The sequence below is a fragment of the Arthrobacter mobilis genome, from assembly GCF_012395835.1.
Taxonomy (GTDB): domain Bacteria; phylum Actinomycetota; class Actinomycetes; order Actinomycetales; family Micrococcaceae; genus Crystallibacter; species Crystallibacter mobilis.
The window spans coordinates 74,201-91,722 of the sequence record NZ_JAAZSQ010000012.1 but is presented as its reverse complement, the minus strand read 5'-3'; the positions used below and the strand labels follow the sequence as shown (position 1 = coordinate 91,722).

Below are 17,522 nucleotides of genomic sequence, written 5' to 3'. Positions count from 1 at the left end.
GGATGGCATTGATCCTGCGCTACGCGGCGCGGTCGGATGTCGGCAAGGCACGTTCCAAAAACGATGACTCGGCGTACGCGGGCACGTACCTCGCCGTGGTCGCGGACGGGATGGGGGGCCATGCCGGCGGCGACGTCGCATCCGCTTCCACGGTGCTGGATCTGGTCCATCTGGACCGGGTGGGCCATGAGGATCCTGCCAATGTCCTGGCCGACGAGATCCAGGCGGCCAATTCCATCCTTTCGGACCTGGTCAAGACCAGCCCCATGCTCGCCGGTATGGGCACCACCGTCACGGCCCTGCTGCTGCACGACAACGTCCTGGAATTCGCGCATATCGGCGACTCCCGGGCCTACCGGCTGAAGAACGGGGTCTTCGAGCAGGTCAGCAAGGACCATACGTTCGTGCAGCGGCTGATCGACGAGGGCCGCCTGCGTCCGGAAGAAGCTGCCGTCCACCCCCACCGCAACGTGCTGATGCGGGTGCTCGGCGACGTCGATGCCAGTCCTGAACTGGATCTGGCCACGCATCCAGCCGAGGCGGGGGAACGCTGGCTGCTCTGCTCGGACGGCCTGGACGCCGTCGTGCCGGACCATGTCATCGGCCAGGTGCTGCGCAGCGCCGGCAGCCTGCAGGACGTCGTGGACAAGCTGGTCCAACTGACCCTCGACGGCGGTGCCCCGGACAACGTCACGGTGGTCGCCGTCGAGGTGGCCGAATCCGGGACCGAGCCGGTCACCGCCCCCGTCGGGCTGGCGGCCGCCCCTGCGGCAGCCTCGGCATCCGCCCCGGCTGCCGCCACCATGTCCACCGTCGATGATCCGGCCTCCGATCCGGTTCCTGCCGGTTCCGGCGACGGCGACCAGTTCCGCGCCGCCGCGATCCGCAGCGACCTGGCCCTCCGGCCGCACGTGCTCGTGGGCGCGGCAGCGTTGGCCACCGAAACCGGCCAGATTCCTATCGTGGCCAAGCGCTCCAACGAGCGCCGCGCCGCCGCGCTGCTCACCCACCGGGCCCCGGACCAGGAGCCGGATGAAACAGCGGCGGAGCAGGAAGCGGCTCCGCGCCGCCGCCGCTGGCTCATTCCGGCGTTCCTGTCCACGATCGCGCTGCTGCTGGCGGCGGTGATGTGGTTCGGCTATCTGTGGACCCAGACCCAGTACTACGTCAGCCAGGTGGACGGACGGGTTGCCATCTTCAACGGTGTCTCCCAGAACCTCGGGCCGATCCAGCTCTCCCACGTGGACACGGTGTACAACATCCCGCTGCAGAACCTGCCCGCCTACACCCAACAACGCCTGCAGTCCGGGGTCGCCGCGCGCGACCTGGGCCACGCCGAACAGATCGTGGAGGAACTGCGCATCTCCAGCCAAATCTGCCCGCCGGCCCCGGTGCCCGGCACACCCGCGACCGCCAGCGGCACCGCCGCGGCCGGCGGCACGGCGGCGGCAACCCCGACGGCCACACCCACCGCCAAGCCCACGGCCACACCCACGACCAGCGCCGCACCGACAGCCACTGCCACCGGCAGCGTGCCCGCTGCCACCGGACAGCCCGACCCTGCCCTTCCGCCCGAATGCCTAGGTGGGTCCAATGAGTGACGTCCTGACAACCCCCAAGCCGCGCCGCAACGCCGAATTGCTGCTGCTGGTCCTGGCCCTTGCCGTCGGCATCGGCGCCAACGCCCTGGCCGGCCTGGACCAGGACCAGGGACTGGGCGGGGACTTCTACGTGCAGACCATCACGCTGTCCGTAATTGCCGTGGCGGTGCACGTGGCACTGCGCCTCCGGGCCAAGTATGCCGACCCGGTAATGCTTCCGATCGTCATTGCGCTCAACGGTCTGGGGCTGGCCATGATCCAGCGCCTGGACGTGGCCATGGACCCGCCCACCACCGCCGCCGCCCGCCAGCTGATGTGGACGGCGATTGCCGCCGTCGTCGCGATCGCCCTGATCATGCTGCTGAAAGACCACCGTGTCCTGCGCCGGTTCACCTACATCTCGCTCATCCTCAGCGCCCTGCTGCTGGTCCTGCCGCTGCTGCCGGGGGTCGGCATGGAGCTGAACGGGGCACGGATCTGGGTCAATCTCGGCTTTGCCACCTTCCAGCCGGGCGAGATCGCCAAGATCACCCTGGCTATATTCTTCGCCGGGTATCTATCGACCAACCGCGACCTGATCCTGTTGGCGGGCAAAAAGATCGGTCCGCTGCAGCTGCCGCGCTGGAAGGACATGGGCCCGATGCTGGCGGCCTGGCTGGTCAGCATCGGCGTGCTGATTTTCCAGCGGGACCTGGGCTCGGCCATCCTCTTCTTCGGGCTGTTCATGGCCATGATCTACGTGGCCACCAGCAGGATCAGCTGGGTGCTGATCGGGTTGCTGATGATCGCCTTTGGCGGCTTCGTGGCCTTCCAGCTGTTCCCGCACGTGACCGCCCGGATCGACGGCTGGCTGAACGCCTTCGACCCGGAGGTCTACAACGCCCCCGGCGGCAGCCACCAGATTGTCCAGGGCCTCTTCGGCCTGGCCAGCGGCGGGCTCACCGGCACCGGCCTCGGACAGGGCCGGCCGGACCTGGTCACCTTCGCCAACAGCGACATGATCATCGCCGCGCTCGGCGAGGAGCTGGGCCTGATCGGAGTCTCCGCCATCGTCATGCTCTACCTGCTGCTGATCAGCCGCGGCATCCGCACCGCCCTGGGGACCCGGGACGCCTTCGGCAAGCTGCTGGCCACCGGCCTGTCCTTCACCCTGGCGCTGCAGTGCTTCGTGGTGATCGGCGGCGTCACCCGGCTGATTCCGCTCACCGGCCTGACGACGCCGTTCATGGCCGCCGGCGGATCCTCGCTGCTGGCCAACTGGCTGATCGTGGCGCTGCTGCTGCTCATATCCGACGCGGCCCGCCGCCCGGCTCCCGCAGCGGGCCTGGCCGGCGCGCGCCCGTCCGGACGGCCGGGACGGCGCAGGAACAGTGAGCAGGAGCGGATGACGGCCGGAGCGGGAGAGGCGGAGCAACGATGAACCAGGCAATCCGCAATACCTGGATGGTGGCCGTGGCCATGTTCGCGCTGCTGTTCGGCTCGCTGACCGTGGTGCAGTTCTTCGAAGCGGACAACCTCAATGCCAACAACTGGAACAGCCGGACGCTGTTCAAGGACTTCGACATCAACCGCGGCGCGATCCTGGCAGGCGGGGACCCGATCGCCGAATCCGTGCCGTCCAACGACGGGTTTGCGTTCCAGCGCGTCTACAACGACCCCCAGCTGTACGCGCCGCTGACCGGTTTCTACTCGCTGGTCTACGGCGCCACCCAGCTCGAATCGGCAATGAACGACCAGCTGTCCGGCAGCGGCAACGAGCTGCTCTACGACCGGATCCTCAGGCTCTTCTCCGGCACCCAGGTCGAAGGCGCCTCCGTGGAGCTGACCATCGACCCCGAGCTGCAGCAGTTGGCCTGGGACCTGCTGCCTGAGGGCGTCAAGGGCTCGATCGTGGTGATGGACCCCAGGACCGGCAACATCCTGGCCATGGTCTCCAAGCCCAGCTTCGACCCGAACAAGCTGGCCGGGCACAACTCCGAGAAGGTCGTGGCCAATATGGCCGAACTGGAGGAAGTGCCCGGACTCTCCCCGTTCCTGAATCCGGCCACCGAGTCCCTGCTGGCACCGGGCTCGGTCTTCAAGCTGGTGATGACCGCCGCAGCCCTGGAGTCCGGCGAGTATGACGCGGACAGCGTGCTGAACAACCCGGCCGAAATCGAACTGCCGGGCACCAACGTCACGCTGCCAAACTACGTCAACGGCGGCTGCGCGGCCCGGACCAAGGCCGATTTCTCCTTCGCCCTGGAGCAGTCCTGCAACACTCCCTTCGCGCAGATTGCCTGGAAGCTGGGCGAGGACGCGATCGCCGAGCAGGCCCGCAAGTTCGGCTTCGGCCAGTCGTACAGCATTCCGGTCAACGTGACCGCCAGCCAGTTCCCCAGCGGCATGAGCGACGACCTGCTGGCCCAGGCCGCCATCGGCCAGTACGACGTGCGCGTTACCCCGCTGCAGGTGGCCATGCTCACCAGCGCCATCGCCAACGAGGGCAAGCTGATGAAGCCGAACCTGGTCAGCACCGTCCGGGCCCCGGACCTGCGCGTACTCCAGAGCCCGGAGCCGGAGGAGCTGGAGCAGTCGCTCTCGGCCGAGCATGCCCGGCAGATTACCGAGTGGATGGTCAATGCCGTGGACCGCGGCATTGCCAACCGGGCGGCGATCCCGGGCGTGCAGGTTGCGGGCAAGACCGGAACCGCCGAGCTGCTGGCCGGCAGCGCCGGCAACAACTCGTGGTTCACCGGCTTCGCGCCGGCGGACGATCCGCAGGCCGTGGTTTCCATCGTCATTCAGGACGTCGAACTCCAAACCGGTTCCCAATTGACCAGTCCGAACGCTAAGCAACTCCTAGAGGCGGTGTTAAACAAGTGAGACCTACGTCAGGTATCACATTTGGCGGCAGGTACCAGCTCACCGAACGTATCGCCATCGGCGGCATGGGCGAGGTCTGGAAGGCCACCGACCAGGTGCTGGGCCGCATCATCGCCATCAAGATCCTCAAGGAGGAATACACCGGCGATCCGGGCTTCCTGCAACGGTTCCGTGCCGAAGCCCGCCACACCGCGCTGCTGAACCACAACGGCATTGCCAATGTCTTCGACTACGGCGAGGAGGCCGGCTCGGCCTACCTGGTCATGGAACTGGTCCCGGGCCAGCCGCTCTCGGCGATCATCGAGCGTGAGCGGGTGCTCTCCCCGGACCGCACGCTGTCGCTGATCTCGCAGACCGCCCGGGCGCTGCAGATTGCCCACGAGCAGGGGCTGGTCCACCGCGACGTCAAACCCGGGAACCTGCTGATCACGCCCGAAGGCCGGGTCAAGATCACTGACTTCGGCATTGCCCGGCTGGCCGACCAGGTGCCGCTGACCGCCACCGGGCAGGTCATGGGCACCGCCCAGTACCTGGCCCCCGAGCAGGCTACCGGGCAGACGGCCACGGGGCAGAGCGACATCTACTCGCTGGGCGTCATTGCCTACGAATGCCTCACCGGCTCGCGGCCGTTCTCCGGCGAGTCGCAGATCGCCATCGCGCTGGCCCAGGTCAATGACACGCCGCCGCCGCTGCCGGAGTCCCTGCCGCACCCGGTGCGCGCCCTGGTGATGTCCATGCTCTCGAAGGATCCGGCCGACCGTCCGGCAACCGCGGAGAAGCTGGCCGAAGCCGCGGACGCGATCCGGGCCGGCAATGTCCGGGCAGCCGAAGCCGCCGTGCCCGGCATGCTCCTGCTCGGTGGAGGCGCGGCCGCCACCGGTTCGATGACGGCCGTGACCGAGGCCGTTCCGGTCGGGCACGAAGACCGTACCCAGGTCTTCGGGGCCCCGGCCACGGCCACGCAGTCCATGGGCCCGGGTACGTCTCAGCTGCCGATGGTGCACCCCCCGGCGGACGACGACGGCACGCGGGCGCTGGCCGCCGAACGCCCCTGGAGCGATACCGACCTCGACGACCCGGACGCGGCAACTCCCCCGCCGCCGGCTGCCCCGCCCCGGCGGCGCGGGCGCAGCCCCTGGACGTGGCCGCTGGCTGGGCTCGTCCTGCTGATCCTGTTCGCGGTCCTGGGTGCCTGGCTGCTGCCCACGCTCACGCCCACCACGGGCGGGGGCGAAGAAACTGCCACCCGGTCGGCCGCGCCGCGCAGCACGACCAGCCGCAGCCCGGAGCGCGAACCCACCACCCGCTCCACCCCGAGGGAAACCGAAACCACCGTTGAAGAAGAGCGCACGCCCCGGACTGTCCAGCTGGTCGCCGCCAGCTACCAGGGCCGTCCGTTCGAGGACGTGAAGGCCGAACTGGAGGCTCTGGGCTTCCGGGTGGAGGGGGACCGGGTGCAGCACCAGGCCGACGCGGGACTGGTGCTGGACATCAGCCCCCAGGGCGAGGTGCAACCAGGCGCGACCATTACCGTCACCTACTCCGGGGGACTGGAGACCGTGACGGTTCCGGGCGGCCTAGTCGGCCAGGACGAAGGCAGCGTGCAGGCTGCCCTGTTCAATGCCGGCCTGCAGCCGCGCAAGCTCGGCGAGGAACCCAGCTCCGCCCCCGCGGGCACCGTCATCCGGCTGGAGCCGGCCGAAGGCGCTGAGGTCGAGGCAGGAGCCAGGGTGGGCTACGTTGTCTCTTCGGGGCCCGAAGAGGAAGAAACCACACCCCCGGCGGACCGGACACCAACCGATGACCCCACCGAAGACAACGGGCAGAACCCGCCCCGCGACGGTTAAGCGGGCACCGACAGCGTGGAAGGAATGCAGCCTGTGAACTCGCCGCAGATTCTCAACGGGCGCTATGAAGTAGGTGAACTCATTGGCCGCGGCGGCATGGCCGATGTGTACCTCGGACGCGACATCCGGCTCGGCCGGTCCGTGGCGATCAAGCAGCTGCGTCCCGACCTGGCCCGGGACCCGATGTTCCAGTCGCGCTTCCGGCGCGAAGCCCAGGCCGTCGCGGGGCTGAACCACCCGGCGATCGTGGCCGTCTACGATACGGGCGAATATGAGGTTCCCGGCGGCTACCACGTCAGCGCGCCCTTCATTGTCATGGAGTACGTCAGCGGCCGCACGCTGCGCGAGCTGATCAAGGCCGGGGACCTTACCTGCGACCAGGCGGTCGACTACGCACTCGGGGTGCTGTCCGCGCTCGAGTACAGCCACCGGTCGGGCATTGTCCACCGCGACATCAAGCCCGCCAATGTCATGGTCACCCCCCGCGGGGACGTCAAGGTTATGGACTTCGGGATTGCCCGGGCGCTGGCCGACTCGGCAGCGACCATGACCCAGACCCAGGCGATTCTGGGCACCGCCCAGTACCTTTCCCCGGAGCAGGCCCGCGGCGAGGCCGTGGACGCGCGCAGCGACCTTTATTCGGCCGGCTGCCTGCTGTATGAAATGCTGGCCGGCAGGCCCCCGTTCGTGGGCGACAGCCCCGTGTCGGTGGCCTACCAGCACGTCCGCGAGCTGCCCGAACCGCCCAGCCGGCACAATCCCGACGTGAGCCCGGCCCTGGATTCGGTGCTGGCGCGTGCCCTGCAGAAGGACAAGGCGGACCGGTTCCAGGACGCGGCCTCCTTCAGCGCTGCGCTGCGTGCCGCCGGCGCCGGGATTCCGCTCGCCGACGAGGACGCCGGCACAACCCAGGCGCTGCCCACCCAGTCGCCCGCCACCTCCCAGCTCACCGCCGCTGGTCCGGCGGTGCTGGCCGCTTCCCGTCCGTACCGCTCCGCACCGGAACAGGATCCGGCCGAGGATTACGACGACGAGTCCGGCGGGGGAGTGGACGACCCGGACCACGGCCAGGACTTCGACCCCGAGGACCTGCAGGAGGATCCCGACTTCCGCCACGACGAGGACCCCGACGCCGCCCGACGCACCCGGCGGCGCGCCTGGATCGTGACGCTGATGGTCGCCCTGCTGCTGGTCCTCGGCGCGGGCGCCTTCTTCCTGGTCAACCTGGTCCAGGAAAACGCCCGGCCGGAGCTGGTGGCCGTCCCGGCTGTGGCCGGCATGGACCAGACCGAGGCCGCGAATGTCATCTTCAATGCAGACCTGCGGCCGAGGATCCTGCAGGAGTACAGCGACGACGTCGACGCCGGCCTGGCGATCCGCACCGACCCGGACACGGGCGAGCAGGCCCCCGTGGACAGCGAAGTGCGCATCTACATCTCCCAGGGCCGGGAATTCATCACCATCCCCAAGGACCTGACCGGCCGGACCGAGGGGGAAGTGCGCGACCGGCTGCGGGAACTCGGCCTGGTGCCCGGCTCATCCAAGGAGGCCAACAGCGCGAAGACGCCCCGCGGCGGCGTCGTGTCCCTGGACCCTGCCCCCGGCGAGCGGGTGCGGGCCGGTTCCACGGTCGACCTGATGATTTCCACCGGGCAGGTCACCGTGCCGCAGCTGCTGGAGAAGTCCGAGCAGGAGGCAATCAAGCTGCTGGAGGATCCGGCCGTGGACCTGCCCTACCAGGTCCAGCCGGTGGAGAACTCCGTGGTGGAGCCCGGCACGGTGACCGCGCAGAGCCATCCCGCCGGCAGCGACGTGGAGCAGGGCACCCTGATCACCATCGCCGTCTCGGTCGAGCCGCAGGAGCCCGAACCCTCCGACCCGCCCTCGGACAACGGAAACGGCAACGGCGGCGGCAATGGCAATGGCAATGATGACGAGGGCGGCGAGGGCCGCGGCCGCGACGGCGACGACTGACCGCGGACAGCCGGCGCCGAGGGCAGGTTACCTGGTGATCAGGGGGCTCAGCTGCGCGGCGCGCGCGGCAGCGCCGGCCATCCCAAGGCTCTCGAGCCAGTTGCCCAGCATCAGGTAGCCGCCCTCGGTCAGCACCGACTCGGGGTGGAACTGCACGCCCCACAGCGGCGCCGACCGGTGCTGCAGACCCATGATCACGCCGCCAGCAGTCTCGGCGGTGATCTCCAGCTCCGAGGGGATGGACTCGCGCACCGCGGCCAGCGAGTGGTAGCGGGTGGCGGTGAAGGGGTTCGGCACGCCGGCGAAGACCTTTTCCCCGTGATGGCTCACCTGGGAGGTCTTGCCGTGCATCAGCTCCGGGGCGTGGGTGACGGTGCCGCCGTACGCCTCGGCCAGGGCCTGGTGGCCCAGGCAGACCCCCAGCATCGGCTTGTCCTGCTCGCCGCACCACCGGATCAGCTCGATGCAGACGCCTGCCTCGCCCGGATTGCCCGGGCCGGGGGAGATGAGCACGCCGTCGCGGGCGGACGCGAGCTCGACCGCCTCGGCCAGCGTGACGTCGTCGTTGCGTACCACGGTGGTCTCGGCACCCAGCTGCTGCAGGTAGCCCACCAGCGTGTAGACGAAGCTGTCATAGTTGTCGACGACGAGGATACGGATGGAGTCGCTCATGGCTTGTCGGTGGCACCAATCGGGGAGGGGACGGACTGGGCTGTGACTGCCTCGGCAGTCAGTGCCTTAATCAATGATCGGTGCCGCGGCCGGTCCGGGCAAATGGAGGCGCGCAGGGAGACACACACGTCCCTCCCGTAGCGTCCATCCGCCCCCGCACCTCGCAGGCTCTGCGCGGGGCCCTCGGCGGATAGACTGGCGGGGAGAGAAATGTCCCCGTGCAAGGAGGATCCGTGCCCGAATCGAAGCCGCGCAAGAAGATCGAGCGCCGGCCGCAGGAGGCGGCAGCCAAGGAGTACAAGCCGAATCCGGTCTGGTTCAAGCCGGTCATGTTCGGCCTGATGATCGTGGGGCTGCTGTGGATCATCATTTTCTACATCACGCAGGGTCTCTGGCCGCTGCCGGCCGCCGGCTCCTGGAACATCATGATCGGGTTCGGCATCGCCATCGTCGGCTTCCTGATGACCACCCGCTGGCGTTCCTAAGGACTGGTGACGGCGGCGGCCAGCCGGCGGACGACGTCGCCGGCCGGCTCCTGCCGGGCGTCGGCAAAGTTCGCCCCGGCCCACAGGGCCAGCCCGTCGGCGTCGTGCGCGGCGGCCGCACGGGCCCGCAGCGGCTTGGTCAGCTGGTTCACTTCCGGGAAGGCCGCCGGGGCCAGGGCGTCGTACCGGTCGATGAAGCCGTTCCTCAGCCCGCGCGCCAGCCGGCCGCTGAAGGCGCGGGTCACCGTCGTTTCCGGGTAGCGCCCGTCGGCCAGGCTGTCCTGGTGCTCGGGGGCCGCGCCCGATTCGGGGGTGCGCAGCAGGGCCGTGCCAACCTGGATGGCGGCGGCCCCGGCGGCAAAGGCCTCGGCCGCCTGACCGGGCCCGGTGATCCCGCCGGCGGCGATCAGCGGCAGGTTCGCCACCCGGCGTACCGCGGTGAGCAGTTCCGGCAGGTTGCGTATGTCCGGGACCTTCTCCACCTCGTGGGTGCCGCGGTGGCCGCCGGCCAGCGGTCCCTGGACACAGAGCAGGTCCGCCCCGTGGGCCTGGGCGGCGGCCGCCTCGGCCTCGTCGGTGGCGGTCAGGACGACGGCGGTGCCGCGCCGGTGCAGTTCCGCGACGACGTCGGCTGGCGGGATGCCGAACATAAAGGACACCACGGGCACGCCCAGGTCCAGCACAAGCTCCAGTTTGGCGTCCCAGCCGTCCGTGTCTGCCGGGTCCGTGGCCGGCAGCCGGATCCCGTAACGGGCGGCCTCGGGTTCCAGCGCGGCGCGGTAGCGCTCCACGGCCGCCGCCCGGTCGGCCATGCGGGCCTCAGGCCCGGGGCCCTCCGCCGCTGACGGCGCGGCGGCGTTGACGGCGGCATGGACAAAGAGGTTGACCGCGAACGGCCGGTCCGTCAGGGCACGGGTGCGGTCAATGTCGGCGGCCAGATCCTCGGGGCGGCGGTAGGCGGCGGCAAGCGACCCGAGTCCGCCGGCATTGCTGACCGCGGCGGCCAGGGCCGGCGTCGACGGTCCGCCGGCCATCGGCGCGCCGATGACTGCAGCAGTAAGATCCCGAAGCGAAAACACCCTGCCCCTCTTCCGCACATTGGTCAGTAGATGCTGTTCTCCGGCAGAAGGCGTCCAGTAGATGATGGTCTGCGGCGACAACCGGCCCCGGCAACCGAAGGACGGCTACCGCCGTCGTGCCGTCGGCGGGCCGCCAGGGAACCGGGCCGTTCCGCCGCGGCGGAACGGCCCGGTTCGTGCTGCTACTTGGCGTCGGACCGGGCGGCGGCCATGACGGCCGCGGCCACGGCCGGGGCGACGCGCCCGTCCAGCGGGCTGGGGATGATGTGGTCCGGGGCCAGCCCGTCCTCGGCGGCGATGGCGGCGATGGCCTCGGCCGCGGCGACCTTCATGGCCGGGGTGATCCGCTTGGCCCCGGCGTCCAGGGCGCCGCGGAAGATGCCGGGGAAGGCCAGCACGTTGTTGATCTGGTTGGGGAAGTCCGACCGGCCGGTGGCGACCACCTTGGCGTACCGGTGGGCGATGTCCGGGTGGATTTCCGGATCCGGGTTGGACAGGGCGAAGATCACCGCGTCCTCGGACATCTTCTCCAGCATCTGCTCCGGAATGGTGCCGGAGGAGACCCCGATGAACACATCCGCCCCGTCCAGGGCCTGGGCGGTACCGCCGGTGACGCCGCGCGGATTGGTGCGCGCGGCGTAGGCGGACTTGATCCCGGTCAGGCCGGGCCGGTTCCTGTCGATGATGCCGCGGGAATCGAGCAGGATCACATCGGTCACGCCGGCGGCCAGCAGGATCTCGGCCACGGCGATGCCGGCCGCCCCCGCCCCGGAGATGACCACCTTCAGCGAACCCAGCTCCCGGCCCACGACCCGGGCGGCGTTGGTGAGGGCGGCCAGGACGACCACGGCGGTGCCGTGCTGGTCATCGTGCATCACCGGCATGTCCAGCGCCTCGATCAGGCGCGCCTCGAGCTCGAAGCAGCGCGGGGCGGAGATGTCCTCGAGGTTGACCGCGCCGAAGCTGGAGCGCAGACGCACCAGCGTCTCGATGATCTCGTCCACATCGGTGGTCTCCAGCACCAGCGGAATCGAATCCAGGCCGCCGAACTTCTTGAACAAAGCCGCCTTGCCTTCCATCACCGGCAGCGACGCGGCCGCGCCGATGTTGCCCAGCCCCAGCACCGCGGTGCCGTCCGAGACCACGGCCACCAGGCGCGAGGCCCAGGTGTACTGGCGGGCCAGCTCCGGGTCCGTGTTGATCGCCCGGGAGACCTGGGCCACCCCGGGGGTATAGGCGATGGACAGGTCCCGCTTATCATCCAGCGGCGCGGTCAGCCCGATGGCGAGCTTGCCGCCCTCATGGGCGGCGAAGATTTCCTCGTCGGTCAGCTCAATGCGGGTGGAGTTCGCAGCTTCTGCAGTCAATGCATTTCCTCGTTTCAACGTCCGGCGGTCGGGGGGAACAGATGGGTCGCGGGGCAGGGCCGTCCGGAGCTTTCGCCCCCGTCCGGGCCGTCTGCAATCTGTACTGCCCGGCTGTGGGAGCGGTTGATACACAGAGTCGCGCCTGCTCGACCGCCGCATGGTCAGCTGGCGACCGTCTGACGTTCCCGGCTGGTCGAGCCGGGCACTGGATTCCCAAGATTACCGGATCTGCCGACGCCGCCGCAGGCATGTGTCCCGGCCGCAGGGTAATATTTCGCCCCTCTTGTGCTCCCGGGATGGAGGGATCCACGCCATTCACAGATGTTCACAGAGTTATCCACAGGTGTGCACAACCCTGACCTTTCCAGCGCCCCAGCTCCCGGAATCCCGCCGCTGGCGGGCCGCGGCGTCGGAACTACACAGCTGTAAGTTATCCACCCTGTGCATAACGCTTGTGGAAATCTTCTGTTCCTGCCGTCCGCAGGAGTCCGGAGAGGGTCCGCAGCAGCGAAAAAGCAGCCCGGCACAGGCACAGGAACCGCAGGTCAGCGGGGAAATTGCGGCTACGGGCAGCGTCATGGAGGGAAACTGTGAAAATCCCCAGGTCCACATTTGTGCACACAGTTATCCACAGGGGTGGATAACTGTGTGCCCCGGGCCGGGGAGAATAGCGGAAATCCCTACGGCTGGCTCGGAAGCAGGGAAAGTGACTTCTTCGCAGGTTACCCACACTGTGCATAAGGGCTGTGGACAACGGCCGGTTTAATGTGAAAAAGGCCCGTCGGGCCTTTGATGAAACGCTTAAATAACGACATGCGTGGTTTGGCGCGGCCCTGCGGCGGACCGTTCCGCGGCGGGGCCGGCAGGGGACAGCGCCCGGGGCAAGCGGACGCTGGCTGGGGAGAGGCAGGCCGGCAGCGATGGTTCCGGCGCCGTTGCAGCCGGCCCCGGGCCTGGACGCAACCGGCCGTGCGCAAGCTAGGCCGTGACGGTCACCAGCGTGGCGCCGATCCAGGTCAGCACGGCCAGCAGCACCGCGATGCCGCCCAGCCCCGCCCACTGCAGCGTCCGCTGGGACCGGCCGCGCGGCGCATAGACAATGGCCGCCGCCGCCAGCGCGCCCACCACGAGCCCGCCCAGATGGGCCTGCCAGGACACTCCGGGCATCAGGCTGATCAGCGCGTTGATGGCGATCAGGACCAGGATGCCGCGCACGTCCTGCTTGCGCTGCAGCTGGATGATGAACAGGGTCGCGAACAGCCCGAACACCCCGCCGGAGGCGCCGACCACCCCCTGGTTCCACTGGCCCAGCAGCAGCACGGCCACCGATCCTCCCCAGACGGCCAGCAGGTACAAGGCAATGAACCGTGCCCTGCCCAGCAGCGGCTCGAGCGTCTGGCCGAAGATCCACAGCGCGTACATGTTGAACACGATGTGCAGCAGGAAACCCTGCGAATGCAGGAAGCCGGCGGTGATCATCCGCCACGGCTCGAAGGGGATCCCGGGCAGCTGCGCGGTGAACGCGGGGGCGTAGACCATGTAGTCAGCGACGGCCGGAACCACCCACTGCAGGACGTACACCACCACGCAGGCGACGATGATGCCGACGGTCACCACGGGCTGGCCGACGGCGACGCCGCCGAACACCGTCCGCGGCACCTTCACGTTGCGGGCCAGTTCGTTGACGCAGTCCACGCACTGCATGCCGACGGCGGCGCTGCGCTGGCATTCCGGGCAGGCCGGCCTGCCGCAGCGCTGGCAGCGGACGTAGGAGACGCGGTCCGGGTGCCGCGGGCATACGGGAACCTCGGTGTGCGGGGGCTCTGCCGGCGCGCCGAACGACATCGGGTCCTCCTGTGGATAGACAGATCCCCGCCCGGATATCCGGGCGGGGATTCGGATGGTTGCTAGAGCTGCTCGACGCTGATGCTCTGGATGACCACGTCCTCGAGCGGCTTGTCCCGCATGTCCGTGGCGACGGAATTGAGCTTGTCGACGACGGCGCGGGAGGCTTCGTCGGCCACCTCGCCGAAGATGGTGTGCTTGCCCTGCAGCCAGGTGGTGGGCACCGTGGTGATGAAGAACTGCGAGCCGTTGGTGCCGCGTCCGCCGCGGGTTCCGGCATTGGCCATGGCCAGCTTGTACGGCTCGTTGAAATCCAGGTCCGGGTTGATCTCGTCGTCGAACTGGTAGCCCGGCCCGCCGGTACCCTGGCCGAGCGGATCGCCGCCCTGGATCATGAAGTCCTTGATGATGCGGTGGAAAATGACGCCGTTGTAGAGCGGCGCGTTGGTCTCTTCGCCGGTTCCGGGGTGCTTCCAGGTGATCTCGCCGGTGGCCAGCCCCACGAAGTTCTTCACGGTCTTGGGGGCATGGTTGCCGAACAGGTTGACGACGATGTCGCCCTGGTTGGTGTGGATGGTTGCTTTGGCGGTGGGAATTGCAGTCATGGCACCCATTGTTCCACGCAGCTGCGACGAAAACGCCAGCAGGCTGCGGTTCCGCGCTCAGTGAAAATCGCGGATATTCCTGTGCCCCCGTAGCAGCGGCCTAGCCTGCAAAGTAGGCTAAGGCTGGACTGTTGCCATCCACGGGAGGTAGTTGTGAAGAAAAACGAACGTCTGACCCGCGAACTGGAGGACACGCTGACTACTGGCAGGGGCTGGACAGTACCGAAGGTCGATTCTGTGGTGGACTGGGCCGGACCCAAGGTGGAAGCGGCCCGGCACTGGGCGGCTCCGAAGATCGAGAAGGGCGTCGGCGCGGCCTCTCCGCGCATCCAGGAGGCCATCCGGAAGGCGGCCCACGAACTGTCCCTGGGCGTCTCCACCGTCACCCCGAAGATCCAGCTGGAGCTGGAAAAGATGGCGCCGAAGATCGCCCATCTTGTGGACGAAGCCACCCCGCGGCTCCAAGGCACCCTGGACCGCGCCACGCCGGCCCTGTACACCGCCAAGGAAAAGCTGGTCGGCGAATACATCCCGACCTTCTCCAGCAAGCTGGGTGCCACTGCCGAGAACGTCTCCCGCAGCCTGGAGCGGGCCGCGGCTGCCGAAGCCGCCGCGCAGGCAGCCGCCGGGGCGGCAGAAGCCTCCAAGCATGCCGGCCGCAAGGCCCGCAAGGCTGCGGCGCAGGCAGCCGCCGAGGCGGCAGAAGCCTCCAAGCATGCCGGCCGCAAGGCCCGCAAGGCCGTGGCCGAAGCGGCCCTGGCCCAGCAGCAGGAAGCCCAAAAGTCCGGCAAGGGCAAGGGCTGGCTGATCGCCGGCGTCGTCGGTGCCGCGGTGGCCGCCGGGGTGGCCGCCTGGCGTGCCTCGCGTCCGGTCGAAGACCCGTGGAAGACCCCGGTCCAGCAGCCGGCGGCCCCGGAATCCACCACCGCGCCCACGGGCGCTGTTCCGGTGGTCGGGGCAACCCCGGAGGCAGAGGCCGCTGGGGTGGCAGCCGCTGAAGCCGCCACTACCACCCCCGTCCCCGAAGCGGCCGGCGGCACCGGCACGGGCAAGCACCTGGCCGGGGACACCACCGGGACCTCGGCCACGGCGGACGCGGCCGGGACCGAGGCGGCAGTGGGCGGGCCCGCCGTCGAAGATACGGAGACGGAGAAGCCAGCGACCCGGAAGAACTCGCGCAAGGCCGACGACGCAGGCTAAGGACAGGGCGCGTCTGTCAGCATCCGGCCGAGGGGCCCGCGGAAGCGGGCCCCTCGCTCCGTTAACTTAACCGTCCTGCCCCGCTGACGGCGCCGCCCGGCCCAGCTGTTAGATTGAAGCCGTGCCACCAGCCTTGCCCAGCGTCTCCATTGTCATCCCTGCCTACAACGAAGAACCGGTCATCCGGCAGTGCATCCTCGCCGCCCTGTACCAGTCCGTGCCGGCCAAGGAAATCATCGTGGTGGACAACATGTCCAAGGACCGGACTGCCGAGCTGGTCCGCCTCATGCAGGAAGAGTACCCGGACGTGCCGCTCATCCTGCTCTCCCAGGACAAGGAACAGGGCCTGATCCCCACCCGCAACCACGGCCTGGACCACGCCAGCGGGGACGTGCTCGGCCGGATCGATGCCGATTCCCTGCTGGAGCCGGACTGGGTGGAGCAGGTCCAGCGCGGCTTCGCGGATCCGGAGGTCATGGCCGCCACCGGTCCGGTGCTCTACTATGACATGCCCCTGCGCCGCTTCGGCCTGCGGGCCGACGACCGCATGCGCCGTTTCGTACTGAAGCTGGCCAAGAAGCAGTACCACTTCCTGTTCGGTTCCAACATGGCCATCCGCAAGGACGCCTGGGAAACCATCCGCACCGAGGTCTGCCGTGACGAAGCGGACGAGATGCACGAGGACATCGATGTCTCCGTGCACCTGGCCGACCATGGCCTGAAGATCCTCTACATTCCCGGCATGATCAGCGGCATGTCCGCGCGCCGGCTGGAGGACTCGCCGAAGGACTACCGGTACTACGTCACCCGCTTCGAGCGGACCTACAAGAACCACAAGATCCACCGGCGCGTGCTGCGCGTGCCGATGCTGATCTTTATGGGTGTCTACTATCCGGCCAAGGTGCTGCGGAAGGTGCACCAGGTGCGCACCCGGCAGGTGGTCAGGCGCGGCGGCATCTGACTGCCGGTCAGTCCGCGCCCAGCTCGGCTTCCGGCGGGCCGCCGTTGCGGCGGCGGTTCTGGAACAGGATGACGACGGCGAGCCCGGCCAGGATCAGGGCCAGGCCCAGGTATGTTCCCCACGGCAGGCTTTCGCCCAGGAACAGGGCCGCCAGCAGCGCGGCCCCCGGGATTTCCAGCAGGATGATCATCGAGACCACCATCGGGCTGATGACCGCCAGCAGGTGGTTGAAGGCGGTATGCCCCACGAGCTGGGCCGCCAGCGTCACCCCCAGGATGCCGAGCCAGGCTTCGCCGGGAAAGCCGGCCAGCGGCTGTCCGAAGACCAGGCAGAGCACCAGCAGCAGGAGGGCACACATCCCGTAGCACAGGCCGGTATAGCTCTGGGTGGACAGGTTCCGGCGTACCCGCCCGCCGGCCAGGGTGTACAGGGCTGCCAGGGCGCCGCCCAGCAGCGCCAGGATGTCCCCGGCCAAGGCGGCGGGGGAGAGCTGCAGGTCGAAGCCGGAGATCAGCACCACACCGCCCAGGGCCACGCCCAGTCCTGCGAGTACGACACGAGCGGTCCGGATCCCGCGCAGCCGGTTCGCCACCGCGATCCAGGCCGACTGCAGGCAGACCAGGGCGGTCGCCGCGGCCACGGAGGTCAGCTGCAGCGCGGTAATGAAGCAGGCGAAATGCAGGGCCAGCGCCGCGGCGGCCACGGCGGTCCAGGCCAGGTCCGGTGCCGTCAGGCGGCGCAGTTCGCCGCCCCGGGAGACCAGCGCCGGCACCCCCATGGCCAGGCCGCCGAGGAAATTGCGCCAGAAGGCAATGGCCAGGGCGGGGGCGGCGGTGACCGCCATGATCGGGCCGGAGGCGGAAATGCCGATCACTCCGGCAGTGGCGAGCAGGACAATCACCCACCCAGCCTAGACGCCGAGGGCCCCGCAGCGGGCGAAGCGAGGGGCGGGAGGCGGCTGGGCGCTAGCTAACGTTCGCCGGCTCCCCGCCCCGCCAGCCCGGAACGGGGACCCCGGACG

General features: G+C 69.0%; 14 protein-coding genes. 8 read left to right on the top strand and 6 right to left on the bottom strand.

Annotation, left to right across the window (positions count from 1 at the left end; genetic code table 11):
* Positions 1 to 2 precede the first annotated feature (2 nt).
* Genes HGG74_RS13160 through pknB form a run of 5 tightly spaced genes read left to right on the top strand, consistent with a single transcriptional unit; the run spans position 3 to position 8,287 of the window.
* A complete protein-coding gene (locus tag HGG74_RS13160) occupies positions 3 to 1,601 on the top strand; it encodes a PP2C family protein-serine/threonine phosphatase (RefSeq protein ID WP_168487010.1) in 1,599 nt (532 codons plus the stop codon).
* Positions 1,594 to 3,021, top strand: a complete 1,428-nt coding sequence (locus tag HGG74_RS13155) for an FtsW/RodA/SpoVE family cell cycle protein (protein ID WP_168487008.1) — start codon at positions 1,594 to 1,596, stop codon at positions 3,019 to 3,021. The genes HGG74_RS13160 and HGG74_RS13155 overlap by 8 nt, the downstream gene beginning before the upstream one ends.
* Entirely contained in the window at positions 3,018 to 4,466 is a 1,449-nt protein-coding gene (locus HGG74_RS13150) for a peptidoglycan D,D-transpeptidase FtsI family protein (protein WP_168487006.1), read from the top strand. The genes HGG74_RS13155 and HGG74_RS13150 overlap by 4 nt, the downstream gene beginning before the upstream one ends.
* Positions 4,463 to 6,313: a protein kinase domain-containing protein gene (locus HGG74_RS13145; RefSeq protein WP_168487004.1), complete on the top strand. Its 1,851-nt coding sequence runs from the start codon at positions 4,463 to 4,465 to the stop codon at positions 6,311 to 6,313. Before HGG74_RS13150 ends, HGG74_RS13145 begins: the two co-directional genes overlap by 4 nt.
* Before the next feature lie 24 nt (positions 6,314 to 6,337).
* Positions 6,338 to 8,287, top strand: coding sequence for a Stk1 family PASTA domain-containing Ser/Thr kinase (pknB, locus tag HGG74_RS13140; protein WP_205761856.1), 1,950 nt, complete (start codon positions 6,338 to 6,340; stop codon positions 8,285 to 8,287).
* A gap of 27 nt (positions 8,288 to 8,314) precedes the next feature.
* Here pknB and HGG74_RS13135 read toward each other — a convergent pair whose 3' ends face one another.
* Positions 8,315 to 8,959, bottom strand: coding sequence for an aminodeoxychorismate/anthranilate synthase component II (locus HGG74_RS13135; protein ID WP_168487000.1), 645 nt, complete (start codon positions 8,957 to 8,959; stop codon positions 8,315 to 8,317).
* Between the two features lie 233 nt (positions 8,960 to 9,192).
* Between HGG74_RS13135 and HGG74_RS13130 the strand changes: the two genes are divergently transcribed.
* On the top strand, positions 9,193 to 9,444 hold the full coding sequence (locus HGG74_RS13130; protein ID WP_168486998.1) for a cell division protein CrgA: 252 nt from the start codon (positions 9,193 to 9,195) through the stop codon (positions 9,442 to 9,444).
* Here the strand turns inward: HGG74_RS13130 and HGG74_RS13125 are convergent.
* From HGG74_RS13125 to HGG74_RS13110, 4 genes are all read right to left on the bottom strand, one after another.
* The gene (locus tag HGG74_RS13125; protein ID WP_168486996.1) at positions 9,441 to 10,523 is read right to left on the bottom strand and encodes a nitronate monooxygenase; all 1,083 of its coding nucleotides are present in this window, start codon (positions 10,521 to 10,523) and stop codon (positions 9,441 to 9,443) included. The genes HGG74_RS13130 and HGG74_RS13125 overlap by 4 nt on opposite strands.
* 182 nt (positions 10,524 to 10,705) lie before the next feature.
* Positions 10,706 to 11,890, bottom strand: a complete 1,185-nt coding sequence (locus HGG74_RS13120) for an NAD(P)-dependent malic enzyme (RefSeq protein ID WP_205761855.1) — start codon at positions 11,888 to 11,890, stop codon at positions 10,706 to 10,708.
* Between the two features lie 978 nt (positions 11,891 to 12,868).
* Positions 12,869 to 13,735 (bottom strand): rhomboid family intramembrane serine protease, encoded by an 867-nt coding sequence (locus tag HGG74_RS13115; protein ID WP_168486993.1) that lies wholly within the window; start codon positions 13,733 to 13,735, stop codon positions 12,869 to 12,871.
* A 62-nt stretch (positions 13,736 to 13,797) separates the two neighbouring features.
* Positions 13,798 to 14,340 carry a peptidylprolyl isomerase gene (locus HGG74_RS13110; protein WP_168486991.1) on the bottom strand — a complete coding sequence of 181 codons (543 nt, stop codon included), beginning with the start codon at positions 14,338 to 14,340 and terminating at the stop codon, positions 13,798 to 13,800.
* Between the two features lie 153 nt (positions 14,341 to 14,493).
* On the opposite strand from HGG74_RS13110, the gene HGG74_RS13105 reads away from it, so the two are divergent.
* Together HGG74_RS13105 and HGG74_RS13100 are read left to right on the top strand one after the other, a co-directional pair.
* Positions 14,494 to 15,540 carry a hypothetical protein gene (locus HGG74_RS13105; protein WP_168486989.1) on the top strand — a complete coding sequence of 349 codons (1,047 nt, stop codon included), beginning with the start codon at positions 14,494 to 14,496 and terminating at the stop codon, positions 15,538 to 15,540.
* 121 nt (positions 15,541 to 15,661) lie between these two features.
* A complete protein-coding gene (locus HGG74_RS13100) occupies positions 15,662 to 16,501 on the top strand; it encodes a glycosyltransferase family 2 protein (protein WP_168486987.1) in 840 nt (279 codons plus the stop codon).
* A 7-nt stretch (positions 16,502 to 16,508) separates the two neighbouring features.
* On the opposite strand, the gene HGG74_RS13095 is transcribed toward HGG74_RS13100, so the two are convergent.
* Positions 16,509 to 17,402: a DMT family transporter gene (locus HGG74_RS13095; RefSeq protein WP_168486986.1), complete on the bottom strand. Its 894-nt coding sequence runs from the start codon at positions 17,400 to 17,402 to the stop codon at positions 16,509 to 16,511.
* Positions 17,403 to 17,522 lie beyond the last annotated feature (120 nt).

Excerpts from the sequence above, each read along its gene's own strand:
- HGG74_RS13110 (WP_168486991.1), bottom strand. The coding sequence starts at position 14,340 with ATGACTGCAATTCCCACCGCCAAAGCAACCATCCACACCAACCAGGGC.
- HGG74_RS13115 (WP_168486993.1), bottom strand. The coding sequence starts at position 13,735 with ATGTCGTTCGGCGCGCCGGCAGAGCCCCCGCACACCGAGGTTCCCGTA.
- pknB (WP_205761856.1), top strand. The coding sequence starts at position 6,338 with ATGCAGCCTGTGAACTCGCCGCAGATTCTCAACGGGCGCTATGAAGTA.
- HGG74_RS13160 (WP_168487010.1), top strand. The coding sequence starts at position 3 with ATGGCATTGATCCTGCGCTACGCGGCGCGGTCGGATGTCGGCAAGGCA.
- HGG74_RS13155 (WP_168487008.1), top strand. The coding sequence starts at position 1,594 with ATGAGTGACGTCCTGACAACCCCCAAGCCGCGCCGCAACGCCGAATTG.
- HGG74_RS13135 (WP_168487000.1), bottom strand. The coding sequence starts at position 8,959 with ATGAGCGACTCCATCCGTATCCTCGTCGTCGACAACTATGACAGCTTC.
- HGG74_RS13150 (WP_168487006.1), top strand. The coding sequence starts at position 3,018 with ATGAACCAGGCAATCCGCAATACCTGGATGGTGGCCGTGGCCATGTTC.